This window comes from Streptomyces sp. NPDC054783 (assembly GCF_053611725.1).
In genome coordinates this window covers 264,149-279,191 of sequence record NZ_JBSHAY010000006.1, presented here as the reverse complement: position 1 = coordinate 279,191, position 15,043 = coordinate 264,149, and the positions used below count along the sequence as shown (strand labels likewise).

Genomic DNA, 15,043 nt, shown 5'->3' with positions numbered 1-15,043 from the left:
GCCTTTCGCGTCCCGTCAGGGGCGCGGGGAACTGCGCGGATCAACCACGACGGCCGTCAGCCGCCCGCGCACAGTCACCCCTGCGCCGAGAGGCGAAGCCAACCGTCACTGCCCGGCGAACTTCTTGCTCACCGACTGATACACACCCTTGGCCACGTCACCGAACCGCGGCCCGGCCAGCCAGCCCGACGTCACCGGGCCGATCGACGTGTTGGACACCAGCGCCGGCTTACCGTCGGAACCCGTCTCCACCCAGCCACCGCCGGATGAACCGGCGGTCATCGTGCAGCCGATCCGGTACATCGTCGGGGCCGACTGCTCGATGGACAGCCGACCCGGCTTGTCCTTGCACTGGTAGAGCGCCTGACCGTCGAACGGAGCCGCCTCCGGGTAGCCGGACGCCGTGATGCTGTCGACCTTCGGTACCGCCGGAGCGTTGAAGTTCACCGGCAGCGCCCCGCCGACGGTCTCCTCCAGCGACTTGCCGCCGTTGCCCTGCTCCGGCGTCACATGGATCACCGCGAAGTCGTACGGGGCACCGTTGCCGCCGGTCTCACCACCCTGGTCGATCCACTGCTGCGAGGTCCGCGCCGCGTCGGCCCACCAGACGCCGTACGGGGCGATCTCGGACCGGCTGGCGTTCTGCAGCTGGGCCACCGACTTGCCGGAGTTGTTGTACGACGGCACGAAGGCCATGTTGCGGTACCAGCCGCCCTTCTTGCCGGCGTGCACACAGTGACCCGCCGTCCAGACCAGGTTGGACTTGCCCGGGTGCGCGGGGTCCTCCACGACCGTGCCCGAGCACACCATGTGGCCCTCGGGGGAGTCGAAGAACACCTTGCCCGAGGCGGCCGCGTTGGTGTGGTACGGCGGCGCGACCGCCTGGGCCTTCACCGGCTGCGGGGTCGGGTCCGTCACGCCCTGGTCACCGGAGATGTCGTTGTCGTTGACACCCTTGTTCGGGTCGTTGGCGTGGCGCATCCGGTTGGGATCCCACAGGCCCTTGATGATCGGGTTGATGAAGTCGTTGGCCTCGCGCAGCCAGTCCTGCTGATTCCAGTTCTTCCAGGCGCCGTTCTTCCACTTGTCGATGTCGATCCCGTGTTCCTTGAGCTTCTGCTTGAGGTCGTCCGGGATCCTGATCTTTCCGTCGCCGCTGCCGGCCGCGGTCGCGGAGGCGGTCGGCTGGCCGTCGGCCTTGTCGTCGCCGTTGCAGGCGGTGGCGGTCAGTGCCAGCGCCGAAGCGAGGGCGACGGCCGCCAGTGCGGAGGAGGCGCGGCGGGGGCCCCTCCCTCGCCGAACGGTGGACGACGGCCGTATGGATCGCATGTTGTGACTCCCCCTGCTGTGAAGGTACTCGGCGCTTCGGTCGTGCCACCGGCCGCGAACCCATGAGGAGTTCACGCCGGTCTCACGACCGTCTAGGAACGGCATCACACACTATGCGCTCGCTGTGGGGGACTTCCGACGGAACGGCAACGGTTCGGCTACAAGCCGTCTGACCAGGCCAGTCATCCCTGGATTGCCCGATTTGACGCCCACTCACCGCTGCGGTCTTCCGGGTTGCCGCGCATGCTGTCGTCCCGTCGTGGCAATGATCTTGCGCAAACCCGTAACCCGCCGAACGGACCACGGTTGTAGCGGTGGGGGGCCAGCTGCCTGTACCCGGTCCCCATGGATCAACTCGCCTCTGGACAGCGGGGAGGACAGCGAGCCGTGGCCGTTACGGAGTCGATGGCTGGAGGCCGACACGGGGAAGCGCGTGCGGTGCACGAGGGCATCCTCAGACGCCAGTCGGCGCGTGAGTCCGCCGCCCGCACCTATGCCCGGGCCCTGCCCATCGTCCCGGTCCGGGCACGAGGGCTCACCATCGAGGGCGCCGACGGCCGCCGCTACCTGGACTGTCTCTCCGGCGCCGGCACACTCGCCCTCGGGCACAACCATCCGGTCGTCCTGGAGGCCATCCGCAGGGTTCTCGACTCCGGTGCTCCTCTCTCCGTCCTGGACCTGGCGACCCCCGTGAAGGACGCCTTCATCACCGAGCTGTTCCGCACCCTCCCGCCCGGACTCGTCGACCGCGCCCGCGTCCAGTTCTGCGGCCCGGCCGGTACCGACGCCGTCGAAGCCGCTCTCAAACTGGTCCGGGCCGCGACCGGCCGCACCGGCATCCTCGCCTTCGCCGGCGCCTACCACGGCATGACCGCCGGCGCCCTGGCCGCCTCCGGCGGAGCCCGGGACGTCCAGGTCACCCGCCTGCCCTATCCGCAGGACTACCGCTGCCCCTTCGGCGTCGGCGGACCGCGTGGCGTCGAACTCGCCGCCCGCTGGACCGAGTCCCTCCTCGACGATCCCAAGTCGGGCGTGCCCCTGCCCGCCGGGATGATCCTCGAACCCGTCCAGGGCGAGGGCGGGGTGATTCCCGCCCCGGACGACTGGCTGCGCCGTATGCGCCGGCTCACGGCGGACCGGTCCATCCCGCTGATCGCCGACGAGATCCAGACCGGAGTGGGCAGGACGGGCGCCTTCTGGGCCGTCGAACACAGCGGCATCACCCCCGACGTCATGGTCCTGTCCAAGGCCATCGGCGGCAGCCTTCCGCTGGCAGTGATCGTCTACCGTGACGATCTCGACGTATGGCAACCCGGCGCCCACGCCGGAACCTTCCGAGGCAACCAACTCGCCATGGCCGCCGGCACCGCGACCCTCACCCACGTCCGGGAGAACGGTCTGGCCGAACGAGCGGCCGACCTCGGCTCCCGCATGCTGACCCAACTCGGGGAACTGACCGACACGTTCGCGTGTGTGGGCGAGGTGCGGGGGCGCGGGCTGATGATCGGGGTCGAGCTGGTGGATCCGGCGGGCACCGGACCCGAGCCCGTCGACCACCATCCCGCGACCACGGATCCGGAGCCCAGCCACGCCCCGTACCCGGCCGCGCCCGAACTCGCCGCCGCCGTACAGCGGGAGTGCCTCCAACGCGGCTTGATCGTCGAGCTCGGCGGCCGTCACTCGGCCGTGGTCCGGCTGCTTCCCCCGCTCACGATCAGCGACGAGCAGGCGGCGGCCGTTCTGGACCGCCTGTCGGACGCGGTGGCCGCGGTCGCCCGCGGTCACGAAGAGCAGGGCCCACACCGCGACGGACACCACGGCCCCGGCCACCGCGCGGGCTGAGGCCCACACCCACACCGCCCGCCCCTCGAAGCCGCCACCAGCCTTCCGACCCCTGTCTTTCAACATCCAACCGCACCTCCTGCCAAGGACGTCAGGCCGAAACGGCCTCCCATGACACACCCACAGCCCTCTCGCCCACACCCGCTCTGCCCGCCGACCCGGCCCTTCGACCCGGCCGAGCCAACCGCCGACGCCGCCGAGGCAACCCCCGGCCCAGAAGGAACGGCGCCGCGGCGACGGCACGCGCCCAGCACCACCTCAGCCAGCCACGAGGAGCCGTCATGAACGCCACTCCCACTCCCGACGGCAGCTCCGGCGCTCCCGACGAACAGGGAGACTCCGCCGCCCCGGCCTCTTCCGTGCCGCTCGCCGAGTCCGTCCCCCCGCAGAAGAGGCGCACCGCGGATCTCACCCGAGTGACCGAGCCCGGCGCAGACCTGCTGGAACATCCCGACCCGCACATCGCGGCCCAGGCCGCCGCCGTGGAGAACCTGCTGCGGTGCTGGGTACGCGAGACCGACCTCGACGCCCCCCCCGGCTTCACCCTCCGCATCCCCCTTCCGGCCAGCGGCACCTCTCTGCTCGTGCCCGTCCGGTACTGGTCGCCGACCGGCACGCACCGCTTCGGTCCACCACGCCTGTTCACCGCCTCCGACGCCGCCCCGGCCGTCGACGCCGTCACCTTGGCGGCGCTGCTGGCCCGGGAGACACCCGGTGACACCGGCAGCTCTTCCCGCGCACAGTCCTCCAGCGCAGCCGACCCGCACGACGGCGGCGATCTCACGGTCAGGGTGGCCGACTCCCTCCGCCGCACCGCGACCTTCATCCACGACCGGCGCGAGCACCCCACCGACGCCACCGACCTCTTCCTCTCCGCCGAACAGGCCCTCCTCCTCGGCCACCCCCTGCACCCGACCCCCAAGAGCAGGGAAGGGCTGACCGAGGCAGAAGCCCGCCTCTACTCACCGGAGCTGCGCGGCTCCTTTCCCCTGCACTGGATGGCTGTCGCCCCCTCTCTCCTGGCCACCGACTCGGCCTGGACCGAACGTGGTCGTCCCGTCCCTGCCGACCACCTCACCCGACGCCTCGCCGCAACCGACCTCCCTCTGCCCGACGGCCACGCCGCCCTTCCCCTGCACCCGTGGCAGGCCCGCGAGCTGCGCCACCGTGAACCCGTCGCCGCCCTGCTCGACTCCGGTCTCCTCCGGGACCTCGGTCCCCTCGGCACCGGCTGGCATCCCACCTCCTCTCTGCGTACGGTCCACCGATCCGGCACCCCCGCGATGCTCAAGCTGTCGCTGGGCCTGCGCATCACCAACTCCCGCCGGGAGAACCTGCGCAAGGAACTCCAGCGAGGAGTCGAGGTGCACCGGCTGCTGCGCACCGGCCTGTCCAAGCAATGGCAGGCCGTACACCCCGGCTTCGACATCGTCCGCGACCCGGCCTGGCTCGCCGTCGACGCCCCGGACGGCCGGCCCGTGCCCGGACTCGACGTGGTGATCAGGCACAACCCGTTCAGCCCGACCGACAACGTCGGCTGTGTCGCCGGACTCGTCTCGCCCCGGCCCGTTCCCGAACCCGGCGGCAACTCCTCGATCCAGCAGGCGGCCTGGCCCATGCGCTCCCGGCTGGGCCGGCTCGTGGCGGGGCTCGCCGCAGGCACCGGGCGGCCCGTCGGAGCCGTTGCCGCGGAGTGGTTCCTGCGCTACCTGGAGCAGGTCGTCCGCCCCGTGCTCTGGCTGGACAGCGAGGCCGGCATCGCCCTCGAAGCACACCAGCAGAACACCCTGCTTCTCCTCGACGGGCATGGCTGGCCCGTCGGCGGCTACTACCGCGACAACCAGGGCTACTACTTCCGCGAGTCCCGGCGAGCCGAACTGGACGCCCGGTTGCCCGGTATCGGTGAGCGCACCGACACCTTCGTCTCCGACGAGGTCACCGACGAGCGCTTCGCCTACTACCTCGCCATCAACAACGTGCTGGGCCTGATCGGTGCGTTCGGTTCGCAACGCCTGGCCGACGAGCGACTCCTCCTCGCGGCCTTCCGCCGCTTCCTCACCGATGTCGCCGCAGGACCCAACGCCCTGCGCACCTTCCTGCCCCGCCACCTCCTCGACTCACCCGTGCTGCGCTGCAAGGCCAACCTGCTGACCCGGCTGCACGGCCTCGACGAACTCATCGGCCCGGTCGACACCCAGTCCGTCTACGTCACCATCGCCAACCCCCTCCATTCCTGAACGCATCGCACCTTCTCCCCGCACTTCCGAGGACCATGACCCCCCTCGTCTCCTGAGAGGAGCGCACCATGCCTCCCACCGACGCGAACACCGGCCCCGGCCCCACCCCTGCTCGTCCGGGAGCCCCTGCCGACCCGGGCGCCCCTGCCCACGTGGGGGTGCCCCCGCGCGAGCGAAGCCGAGTGTGGGGGAGCACCGTCGGCCCCCGAGCGGACGGCACGGGTGCCTGGAGGGCCCCGTTCACCGGGTTCGCCATCGAGGACGACGAGGTGGACTGCGAGGACACGCTGGACCTGCATCTGCCCGCCGAGTACCTCGCGCTCTTCGCCAGCGGCACCTCCTACCTCCTGGACCAACTTCACACGTGGGGCCCCGTGGTCACTGGTTTCGGCTCCTTCCAACTGGCTCCTGTCCGCCTCGATGAAGACCTGCCGCTCGTCCATCGCTGGATGAACGACCCGGCCGTCGCGCAGTTCTGGGAGCTGGCCGGGCCCCAGAACCGGACGGAGGGCCACCTGCGCGCCCAACTGGACGGTGACGGACGCAGCGTGCCGTGCCTCGGCGTGCTGGACGGCACACCGATGAGCTACTGGGAGATCTACCGGGCGGACCTGGATCCGCTGGCCCGCCACTACCCGGCCCGTCCCCATGACACCGGGATCCACCTCCTCGTCGGCGCAACGGCGGATCGAGGGCGGGGGCTGGGATCCTCCCTGCTCCGAGCCGTGGCCGACCTGATCCTCGACCGACGCCCATCGTGCGCTCGGGTCGTAGCGGAACCGGCTCTTCGCAACACCCCCTCCGTCGCAGCGTTCCTGAGCGCCGGCTTCCGGTACGCGGACGAGGTCGACCTGCCCGACAAGCGGGCCGCCCTCATGATCCGGGACCGAGTCCTGCGCGATGTGCTGTAGCGCTGTGTGACTGCGCGTTCACATGTAGTACGAAGGGCGGGGCGCCGGAGTTCCCCCGTTCCGAGAAATTCTCGAAGCCCGTTTCCCCCAGGAGCCCGGCCGTGATCCCGCCCTCCCTCACCCGCTTGACCGCCCGTTTGTCGGTGCCGGGCCGTAGGGTGGTCGGGCTATGACGAAGCCCTCCCTCCCCGAACTCCTGCATGCCGCTGTCACAGCCGTCGGCGGCACGGAGCGCCCCGGCCAGGTGACCATGGCCGAAGCGGTCGCCGAGGCGATCGACGACGGATCCCATCTGCTGGTCCAGGCCGGCACCGGCACCGGAAAGTCGCTCGGCTATCTCGTGCCCGCGCTCGCGCACGGGGAAAGAGTGGTCGTGGCGACGGCAACCCTGGCGCTCCAGCGCCAGCTCGTGGAGCGTGACCTGCCGCGCACGGTCGAGGCCCTTCAGCCGCTGCTGCGCCGCCGCCCGGAGTTCGCGATGCTCAAGGGCCGGTCGAACTATCTCTGCCTGCACCGCCTGCACGAGGGCATGCCGCAGGACGAGGAGGACGGCCTCTTCGACCAGTTCGAGGCCGCCGCGCCCACCAGCAAGCTGGGCCAGGACCTCCTGCGGCTGCGCGACTGGTCGGACGAGACGGAGACCGGCGACCGGGACGACCTCACTCCGGGCGTGTCGGACCGCGCCTGGGCGCAGGTGTCGGTGTCGTCGCGGGAGTGCCTGGGCGCGTCGAAGTGCGCGTACGGCGCCGAGTGCTTCGCGGAGATGGCCCGCGAGCGCGCCAAGCTCGCCGAGGTCGTGGTCACGAACCACGCGCTGCTGGCCATCGACGCCATCGAGGGCGCGCCAGTGCTGCCGCAGCACGAGGTGCTGATCGTGGACGAGGCCCACGAACTCGTCTCCCGGGTCACCGGCGTCGCGACCGGCGAGCTCACGCCCGGCCAGGTCAACCGGGCGGTGCGCCGAGCCGCCAAGCTCGTGAACGAGAAGGCCGCCGATCAGCTCCAGACCGCCGCCGAGGGCTTCGAGCGGCTGATGGAGCTGGCTCTGCCGGGCCGTCTGGAGGAGATCCCGGAAGACCTCGGCTATGCCCTGATGGCGCTGCGGGACGCCGCCCGGACGGTCATCTCCGGGATCGGCGCGACGCGCGACAAGTCGGTGCAGGACGAGGACGCGGTCCGCAAGCAGGCGCTGGCCTCGGTGGAGACGGTGCACGACGTGGCGGAGCGGGTCCTGAACGGCTCGGAGTGGGACGTCGTCTGGTACGAGCGGCACGACCGCTTCGGTGCGTCCCTGCGGGTCGCCCCCATGTCGGTCTCGGGCCTGCTCAGGGAGAAGCTCTTCGCCGACCGCGCCGTCGTCCTCACCTCCGCGACCCTCAAGCTGGGCGGCGATTTCAACGGCGTCGGGGCGTCCCTGGGCCTCGGCCCCGAGGGCGCGGCCGGCGAGGACCTGCCGAAGTGGAAGGGCGTCGATGTCGGCTCGCCCTTCGACTATCCGAGGCAGGGCATCCTCTATGTCGCCAAGCATCTCTCGCGCCCCGCGCGGGACGGTGAGCGTTCCGACATGCTCGACGAGCTGACGGAACTCATCCAGGCGGCCGGCGGCCGCACCCTCGGGCTGTTCTCGTCCATGCGGGCCGCGCAACTCGCGGCGGAGGAGCTGCGCTCCCGGATTCCCGAGTTCCCGATCCTCCTCCAGGGCGAGGAGACCCTCGGCGAGCTGATCAAGAACTTCGCGGCCGACCCGAAGACCTGCCTGTTCGGCACCCTGTCCCTGTGGCAGGGCGTCGACGTGCCGGGCCCGAGCTGTCAGCTGGTCGTCATGGACAAGATCCCGTTCCCTCGCCCCGACGATCCGCTGATGAGTGCCCGGCAGAAAGCCGTGGAGGACGCGGGCGGCAACGGCTTCATGGCGGTGGCCGCCACCCATGCGGCCCTGCTCATGGCCCAGGGCGCCGGCCGGCTCGTCCGCGCTTCGGGGGACCGGGGCGTGGTCGCCGTACTGGACCAGCGGCTGGCCACCGCACGGTACGGCGGCTATCTCAAGGCGTCACTGCCCGACTTCTGGTACACCACGGACCGTAACCAAGTGCGCAAGTCGCTGGCGGCGATCGACGCGGTGGCGAAGGCGGCGGAAGCGCAGCCGGCCGAGGCGAAGTGATCGCGGGGGTAGCCTGACCGCGCCGGTCAGGCTACCCCCGCGATACGAAGACACCGGGCAGGCCCCTGGACACAGCAGGGGACACAGCGGGACCCCGGAACCGGCGCAGGGGTTCCGGGGTCCGGTCAGGGAGCGGGCCGGCCGTACGGCCCGCCCGCCGCAGGCGTCACACGCGCCGCAGCACCGCGACGACCTTGCCCAGGATGGTCGCGTCGTCGCCGGGGATCGGCTCGTAGGCCGCGTTGTGCGGGAGGAGCCAGACGTGGCCGTCCTCGCGCTTGAAGCGCTTGACGGTGGCTTCGCCATCGAGCATCGCCGCCACGATGTCGCCGTTCTCGGCGACCGGCTGCCGGCGGACGGTGACCCAGTCGCCGTCGCAGATCGCGGCCTCGATCATGGAGTCGCCGACGACCTTGAGGACGAACAGTTCACCATCGCCGACGAGCTGGCGGGGGAGAGGGAAGACGTCCTCGACGGACTCTTCCGCGAGGATGGGGCCACCGGCGGCGATGCGGCCGACCAGCGGGACGTACGACGCGGCGGGCTTGCCGGCGGTGTCCGTGGGCTGCACGGTCACGGCCTGGTCCGACCCCCGGACCTCGTACGCGCGCGGGCGGTGCGGGTCGCGGCGCAGGAAGCCCTTGCGCTCCAGCGCCATCAGCTGATGCGCGACAGATGAGGTGCTCGAGAGGCCGACGGCCTGGCCGATCTCCCGCATCGACGGCGGGTAACCGCGCCGCTGGACGGAGTCCCGGATGACTTCGATCACTCGGCGCTGGCGGTCGGTGAGTCCGGAGCTGTCCGCCCGGATGCCTGGAGGTCGGCCCGGCAGGGAGCGCTTGTGCCCCTCGGGATTCGTGGCTTCGTTCATCACGTGTACCGGCTCGACTCGTCCCTGGGAGCGGTCCTGGGCGGTGATGGTGGCACTGTCTGCGGTGGTGGTCACGTCGGCCCCTCTCGATGGTCTCCCTGCTGGACAACGGTAGTTGCTTTCGAAAGGTTGCGCCAAACACACGTTCGAGTGAAAAAGTGCGATTCACCTGACGCGATCACGAGTCTGGGTGTATTGCTGACGCGCCACCTGGCGGGCAAAAGTGCCCATTGTTGTACTCTTCCCCGCTGGGGTTGCCGACCTTGTGGGCCGCCGCCCCAGTCTGCCATCCGGAACCTGCTCGTCCGGGCTCCGGGGCCCTTCTGTGCCGGAGTCCCACGCGTCCTCCGTGCGGCGCCCACGGTATCCCCGTAAGTCGCACAGCGATACGCCTCTGCGCCCGCGTGTCTCTGGCGGACCCTGCGGCTCGGGCGTCCGCATTCGTTCCTCGCGACACGCGAGTTGGCCTTGATGTATGAGCCAATCCCCACATCTAGTGGTTGGATGGCTACACCGGCCCAGAAGTTGTGGTCCCCCGGGTCTGAGGCGGCTCAGCGATCGCCTATGCTTAGGGCTGCTTCACGGGGCTCATGTGGCTCGGTGAGGTTCTTGAGTCTGCTGTGAGGAGGGTTGGAGATCATGCACTGCCCCTTCTGCAGGCACCCCGACAGCCGCGTGGTCGACAGTCGTACGACCGACGACGGCACGTCGATCCGAAGGCGCCGCCAGTGTCCTGACTGCTCCCGTCGTTTCACGACCGTGGAGACGTGCTCGCTCATGGTGATCAAGCGGTCCGGGGTCACCGAGCCTTTCAGTCGCACCAAGGTCATCAACGGTGTGCGCAAGGCATGCCAGGGGCGGCCTGTCACCGAGGACGCGCTGGCCCAGCTCGGCCAGCGGGTCGAGGAGGCGGTGCGGGCCACCGGGAGCGCCGAGCTGACCACCCATGACGTGGGGCTGGCCATACTCGGCCCGTTGCAGGAGCTCGACCTCGTCGCCTATCTGCGATTCGCCTCCGTCTACCGGGCGTTCGACTCGCTCGAGGACTTCGAGGCCGCCATCGCGGAGCTGAGGGAGGCGACGCGAGGCCCCGCCGCGGACGAGGAAGACGCGGGGACGGGGAGCCCGCAAGACGATCGCGGGCCCGGCGGGACCACTCAGGTTCCCGTGCCCGCCAACGCCGCCGACTGACCGACGGGCCGGAAACCGGGAGGAGAGCCGGGTTCCGGCCGGGGGGCGGCGACCGAAGACCTGTTGCGGGGCGCAGCTGAGGGTGCCCGCAACACAAGACAGAACACTGTGCCACGGGAACAAACGTGGCACTTCAGGGCGTTTTTGCCTGTACAGGGAGGCGGCATGACAGAGACGGCGAGCGGTCCGGCACGAGGTTCCCGAGCCAAGGGCACCAAGGCGGGTAACAAGGGACTGCACATCGAGCGTATCCACACCACCCCTGGCGTACACCCGTACGACGAGGTTTCGTGGGAGCGCCGTGACGTCGTCATGACCAACTGGCGCGACGGCTCGGTCAATTTCGAGCAGCGTGGCGTCGAGTTCCCCGACTTCTGGTCGGTGAACGCGGTCAACATCGTCACCAGCAAGTACTTCCGCGGTGCCGTCGGCACCCCGCAGCGCGAGACCAGCCTCAAGCAGCTGATCGACCGCATCGTGAAGACGTACCGGAAGGCCGGCGAGGACCACAAGTACTTCGCCTCGCCCGCCGACGCCGAGATCTTCGAGCACGAGCTGGCCCACGCCCTCCTGCACCAGATCTTCAGCTTCAACAGCCCCGTCTGGTTCAACGTGGGCACCCCGCAGCCCCAGCAGGTCTCCGCCTGCTTCATCCTGTCCGTCGACGACTCCATGGAGTCGATCCTCGACTGGTACAAGGAAGAGGGCATGATCTTCAAGGGCGGCTCCGGTGCCGGCCTGAACCTCTCCCGCATCCGCTCCTCCAAGGAGCTGCTGTCCTCCGGCGGCAACGCCTCCGGTCCGGTCTCCTTCATGCGCGGTGCCGACGCCTCCGCCGGCACCATCAAGTCCGGTGGTGCCACCCGTCGCGCCGCCAAGATGGTCGTGCTCGACGTCGACCACCCCGACATCGAGGACTTCATCGAGACCAAGGTCAAGGAAGAGGAGAAGATCCGCGTCCTGCGTGACGCGGGCTTCGACATGGACCTGGGCGGCGACGACATCACCTCCGTCCAGTACCAGAACGCCAACAACTCGGTCCGTGTGAACGACGAGTTCATGAAGGCGGTCGAGGAGGGTGACAGGTTCGGCCTGCGCGCCCGTATGACCGGTGAGGTCATCGAGGAGGTCGACGCCAAGGCGCTGTTCCGCAAGATCGCCGAGGCCGCGTGGGCCTGCGCCGACCCGGGCATCCAGTACGACGACACCATCAACAACTGGCACACCTGCCCCGAGTCCGGCCGGATCACCGCGTCGAACCCGTGCAGCGAGTACATGCACCTGGACAACACGTCCTGCAACCTGGCCTCGCTGAACCTGATGAAGTTCCTCAAGGACGACGGCAAGGGCAGCCAGTCCTTCGAGACCGAGCGCTTCCAGAAGGTCGTCGAGCTGGTCATCACCGCGATGGACATCTCGATCTGCTTCGCGGACTTCCCGACCCAGAAGATCGGCGAGAACACGCGCGCGTTCCGCCAGCTCGGCATCGGCTACGCCAACCTCGGCGCCCTGCTGATGGCCACCGGCCACGCCTACGACTCCGACGGCGGCCGCGCCCTCGCCGGCGCCATCACCTCCCTGATGACGGGTACGGCCTACCGCCGCTCCGCCGAACTCGCCGCGGTCGTCGGCACGTACGACGGCTACGCCCGCAACGCCGATGCCCACAAGCGCGTCATGGCGCAGCACGCCGACGCCAACGGCAAGGCCGTCCGCATGGACGACCTGGACACCCCGGTCTGGGCCGCCGCCACCGAGGCCTGGCAGGACGTCGTCCGTCTCGGTGAGAAGAACGGTTTCCGTAACTCCCAGGCGTCCGTCCTCGCCCCGACCGGCACCATCGGTCTGGCGATGTCCTGCGACACCACCGGTGTCGAGCCCGACCTGGCGCTCGTGAAGTTCAAGAAGCTGGTCGGCGGCGGCTCGATGCAGATCGTCAACGGCACCGTCCCGCAGGCCCTGCGCCGCCTGGGCTACCAGGAGGAGCAGATCGAGGCGATCGTCGCCCACATCGCCGACCACGGCAACGTGATCGACGCCCCCGGCCTGAAGCACCAGCACTACGAGGTGTTCGACTGCGCCATGGGCGAGCGCGCCATCTCCCCGATGGGCCACGTCCGCATGATGGCCGCGATCCAGCCGTGGATCTCCGGTGCCATCTCCAAGACGGTCAACATGCCGGAGACGGCGACCGTCGAGGAGGTCGAGGAGATCTACTTCGAGGCCTGGAAGCTCGGCGTCAAGGCGCTCGCGATCTACCGCGACAACTGCAAGGTCGGCCAGCCGCTCTCCGCCAAGAAGAAGGACTCCGCGGACGAGAAGAAGACCGAGGAGCCCGCGGCGGTCGAGCCCCGGGTGGTCGAGAAGGTCGTCGAGTACCGCCCGGTCCGCAAGCGCCTCCCCAAGGGCCGCCCGGGGATCACCACGTCCTTCACGGTCGGTGGCGCCGAGGGCTACATGACCGCCAACTCCTACCCGGACGACGGTCTCGGCGAGGTCTTCCTGAAGATGTCCAAGCAGGGCTCGACCCTCGCGGGCATGATGGACGCCTTCTCCATCGCGGTCTCCGTCGGCCTCCAGTACGGCGTGCCGCTGGAGACCTACGTCTCGAAGTTCACCAACATGCGCTTCGAGCCGGCCGGTATGACGGACGACCCGGACGTGCGGATGGCGCAGTCGATCGTCGACTACATCTTCCGCCGCCTGGCGCTGGACTTCCTGCCCTTCGAGACCCGCTCCGCGCTCGGCATCCACTCGGCCGAGGAGCGTCAGCGGCACCTGGAGACCGGTTCGTACGAGCAGTCCATCGATGACGACGAGGTCGACGTCGAGGGCCTCGCCCAGTCCGCGCCGCGCGCGCAGGAGCTGAAGGCGGTCGCCACGCCGAAGGCCGAGTCCGAGGCGGCCAAGCCCGCCCCGAAGCAGGCCCACACCAGCGCCGAACTGGTGGAGATGCAGCTGGGCATCCAGGCCGACGCCCCGCTGTGCTTCTCCTGCGGTACGAAGATGCAGCGGGCCGGTTCCTGCTACATCTGCGAGGGCTGCGGCTCGACCAGTGGCTGCAGCTGACGACGCGCGGTTCCTGAAGTGAAGTGAGGGGCGCCGGCCATTGGTCGGCGCCCCTCAGCGCTACCGGGCTCTGCCCATGACCCGGGTGAAGGTCGCCGGGTCCTCCTCGAAGCCGTGCACGCCGGGGCGGAAGGCCCACTCTCCGGAGGCGTCACGGACGAATTCCGCGATCGTCGCAGCCGTCGCCCCGAGGACCGAGCCGAAGTCGTCCTGGGCGAGCACGGTGTAGCGCTCCACCCGGATGCGCATGGCCGGATTCAGTACGTTGACGAACGTCCTGTGGCCGAACCGCTGTTGGATGACGACACCGACCACCACGCGCGCGTACCGGTCGTCGAGCCGGTCCAGTTCCAGCGTCATGACCTCGTCCCAGCCGAAGCCCCTGCCGTCGGTGCTGTCCCGGTTGAGGAAGATCGTGCCGTCCGGTGAACGGCTGTCGAAGTGCACCAGATAGGCCGGGGTCCCGTACGGATCGCCCGACAGGAACGTCGCGGCGACCAGGTCGAGATCGGCCGGCGGCTGGCCCGCAGGACTGGGGTCCCACTTGAGCCCCACCTCGACCTTGCCGATTCCCTTGCTGAAGCCGGTCAACAGGCTTCCCCTTCCCCCGGTGGTGGCCTCACTCCCCAACTCGGGTGCAGTCAGGGCTCCTTGTCCATCGTGCCACGCGCGCGGGGCTCATGCGCGGGCGATCTCCGCCGGAGCGTGACCGACGCCACGTCCGCTGGCCTTACGATGGCGCGGTGCTGGTCAAGTGGATTCGCTGCACCGTGGTGGACCGCCGCGGTTTCGAGCGGGGGCAGCGGAAATGGGCGGGGCTTCTGGGGGAGCCGGGTTTCCGGGGGCAGGGTGGAGGCTGGAGCCGGCAGCGGCCGGGGATGGCGCACATCTTCGCCTTCTGGGAGAGCCGTGCCTTCTACGACTCCTTCATGGCCCGCTCGCACGACCGCCTGGCGGCCGCCCAGTCCGGCACGTTCAAGGACGCGCAGGTCAAGCTGTTCGAGTACCGCTTCGATGTGAAGACGGGCTTCGAGCCGCGGTTCACCGACTCCGATCTGATCCGGGTGGCCCTGTGCCGGATCCACGAGGAGCGGGTCGAGCACTTCACGCTCATGCAGGAGAAGGTCTGGAACCCGGCGATGGCCGGTTCACCCGGCATGATCCGCGGGATGTTCGCCGAGGCGCCCGAGCAGGAGTTCCTGGTCCTGTCGATGTGGCGGTCGGCGGCCGAGCACGGCAAGTACCGCACCGAGCGCGTGGAGCGCCTGGCGCTGCGTGCCCAGACCGAGGCCGACGTCGCGGCGCTCTCCGGTGACATCGTGGAGCTGGAGCCGTCCTGGACGGTCTGAGACCACCGTCGTACGTTTGAATAGCAAACTTACCGCCCCAAGGTGCGGCTCAGTGCGTCCGGGACGGCTCTGGAGGCGGGATT

10 protein-coding genes are annotated in these 15,043 nt (G+C 69.7%); 7 read left to right on the top strand and 3 right to left on the bottom strand.

Annotated elements, in window-relative coordinates; translation table 11 throughout:
- Nucleotides 1-105 precede the first annotated feature (105 nt).
- Entirely contained in the window at nucleotides 106-1,329 is a 1,224-nt protein-coding gene (locus ACWGJ5_RS14370; RefSeq protein ID WP_453310038.1) for a trypsin-like serine peptidase, read from the bottom strand.
- Between the two features lie 405 nt (nucleotides 1,330-1,734).
- On the opposite strand from ACWGJ5_RS14370, the gene ACWGJ5_RS14365 reads away from it, so the two are divergent.
- The 4 genes from ACWGJ5_RS14365 (at nucleotide 1,735) to ACWGJ5_RS14350 (ending at nucleotide 8,480) form a co-directional block, all read left to right on the top strand.
- On the top strand, nucleotides 1,735-3,171 hold the full coding sequence (locus ACWGJ5_RS14365; RefSeq protein WP_453310037.1) for a diaminobutyrate--2-oxoglutarate transaminase family protein: 1,437 nt from the start codon (nucleotides 1,735-1,737) through the stop codon (nucleotides 3,169-3,171).
- A gap of 281 nt (nucleotides 3,172-3,452) precedes the next feature.
- Nucleotides 3,453-5,408 carry an IucA/IucC family protein gene (locus ACWGJ5_RS14360; RefSeq protein ID WP_453310036.1) on the top strand — a complete coding sequence of 652 codons (1,956 nt, stop codon included), beginning with the start codon at nucleotides 3,453-3,455 and terminating at the stop codon, nucleotides 5,406-5,408.
- A 68-nt stretch (nucleotides 5,409-5,476) separates the two neighbouring features.
- Entirely contained in the window at nucleotides 5,477-6,319 is an 843-nt protein-coding gene (locus tag ACWGJ5_RS14355) for a GNAT family N-acetyltransferase (protein ID WP_453310035.1), read from the top strand.
- 169 nt (nucleotides 6,320-6,488) lie between these two features.
- Complete coding sequence (locus tag ACWGJ5_RS14350; RefSeq protein ID WP_453310034.1) at nucleotides 6,489-8,480, top strand: ATP-dependent DNA helicase; 1,992 nt, start codon at nucleotides 6,489-6,491, stop codon at nucleotides 8,478-8,480.
- Nucleotides 8,481-8,646: 166 nt separating this feature from the next.
- Here the strand turns inward: ACWGJ5_RS14350 and lexA are convergent, their stop codons facing one another.
- Nucleotides 8,647-9,426: a transcriptional repressor LexA gene (gene lexA, locus ACWGJ5_RS14345; RefSeq protein WP_055710152.1), complete on the bottom strand. Its 780-nt coding sequence runs from the start codon at nucleotides 9,424-9,426 to the stop codon at nucleotides 8,647-8,649.
- 564 nt (nucleotides 9,427-9,990) lie between these two features.
- Between lexA and nrdR the strand changes: the two genes are divergently transcribed.
- Nucleotides 9,991-10,542 carry a transcriptional regulator NrdR gene (nrdR, locus tag ACWGJ5_RS14340; protein ID WP_453310033.1) on the top strand — a complete coding sequence of 184 codons (552 nt, stop codon included), beginning with the start codon at nucleotides 9,991-9,993 and terminating at the stop codon, nucleotides 10,540-10,542.
- A 165-nt stretch (nucleotides 10,543-10,707) separates the two neighbouring features.
- Complete coding sequence (locus ACWGJ5_RS14335) at nucleotides 10,708-13,611, top strand: vitamin B12-dependent ribonucleotide reductase (protein ID WP_453310032.1); 2,904 nt, start codon at nucleotides 10,708-10,710, stop codon at nucleotides 13,609-13,611.
- A gap of 60 nt (nucleotides 13,612-13,671) precedes the next feature.
- Here the strand turns inward: ACWGJ5_RS14335 and ACWGJ5_RS14330 are convergent, their stop codons facing one another.
- On the bottom strand, nucleotides 13,672-14,202 hold the full coding sequence (locus tag ACWGJ5_RS14330) for a TerD family protein (protein ID WP_453310031.1): 531 nt from the start codon (nucleotides 14,200-14,202) through the stop codon (nucleotides 13,672-13,674).
- A 152-nt stretch (nucleotides 14,203-14,354) separates the two neighbouring features.
- Here ACWGJ5_RS14330 and ACWGJ5_RS14325 point away from each other — a divergent pair, with 152 nt between their 5' ends.
- The gene (locus tag ACWGJ5_RS14325) at nucleotides 14,355-14,960 is read left to right on the top strand and encodes a YdbC family protein (protein WP_453310030.1); all 606 of its coding nucleotides are present in this window, start codon (nucleotides 14,355-14,357) and stop codon (nucleotides 14,958-14,960) included.
- The last annotated feature ends 83 nt before the right edge of the window (nucleotides 14,961-15,043 follow it).

What these genes read in the sequence shown, in the direction of transcription:
- ACWGJ5_RS14335 (WP_453310032.1), top strand. Translation starts at nt 10,708, where the DNA reads ATGACAGAGACGGCGAGCGGTCCGGCACGAGGTTCCCGAGCCAAGGGC.
- nrdR (WP_453310033.1), top strand. Translation starts at nt 9,991, where the DNA reads ATGCACTGCCCCTTCTGCAGGCACCCCGACAGCCGCGTGGTCGACAGT.
- ACWGJ5_RS14350 (WP_453310034.1), top strand. Translation starts at nt 6,489, where the DNA reads ATGACGAAGCCCTCCCTCCCCGAACTCCTGCATGCCGCTGTCACAGCC.
- ACWGJ5_RS14370 (WP_453310038.1), bottom strand. Translation starts at nt 1,329, where the DNA reads ATGCGATCCATACGGCCGTCGTCCACCGTTCGGCGAGGGAGGGGCCCC.
- ACWGJ5_RS14360 (WP_453310036.1), top strand. Translation starts at nt 3,453, where the DNA reads ATGAACGCCACTCCCACTCCCGACGGCAGCTCCGGCGCTCCCGACGAA.
- ACWGJ5_RS14355 (WP_453310035.1), top strand. Translation starts at nt 5,477, where the DNA reads ATGCCTCCCACCGACGCGAACACCGGCCCCGGCCCCACCCCTGCTCGT.
- ACWGJ5_RS14365 (WP_453310037.1), top strand. Translation starts at nt 1,735, where the DNA reads ATGGCTGGAGGCCGACACGGGGAAGCGCGTGCGGTGCACGAGGGCATC.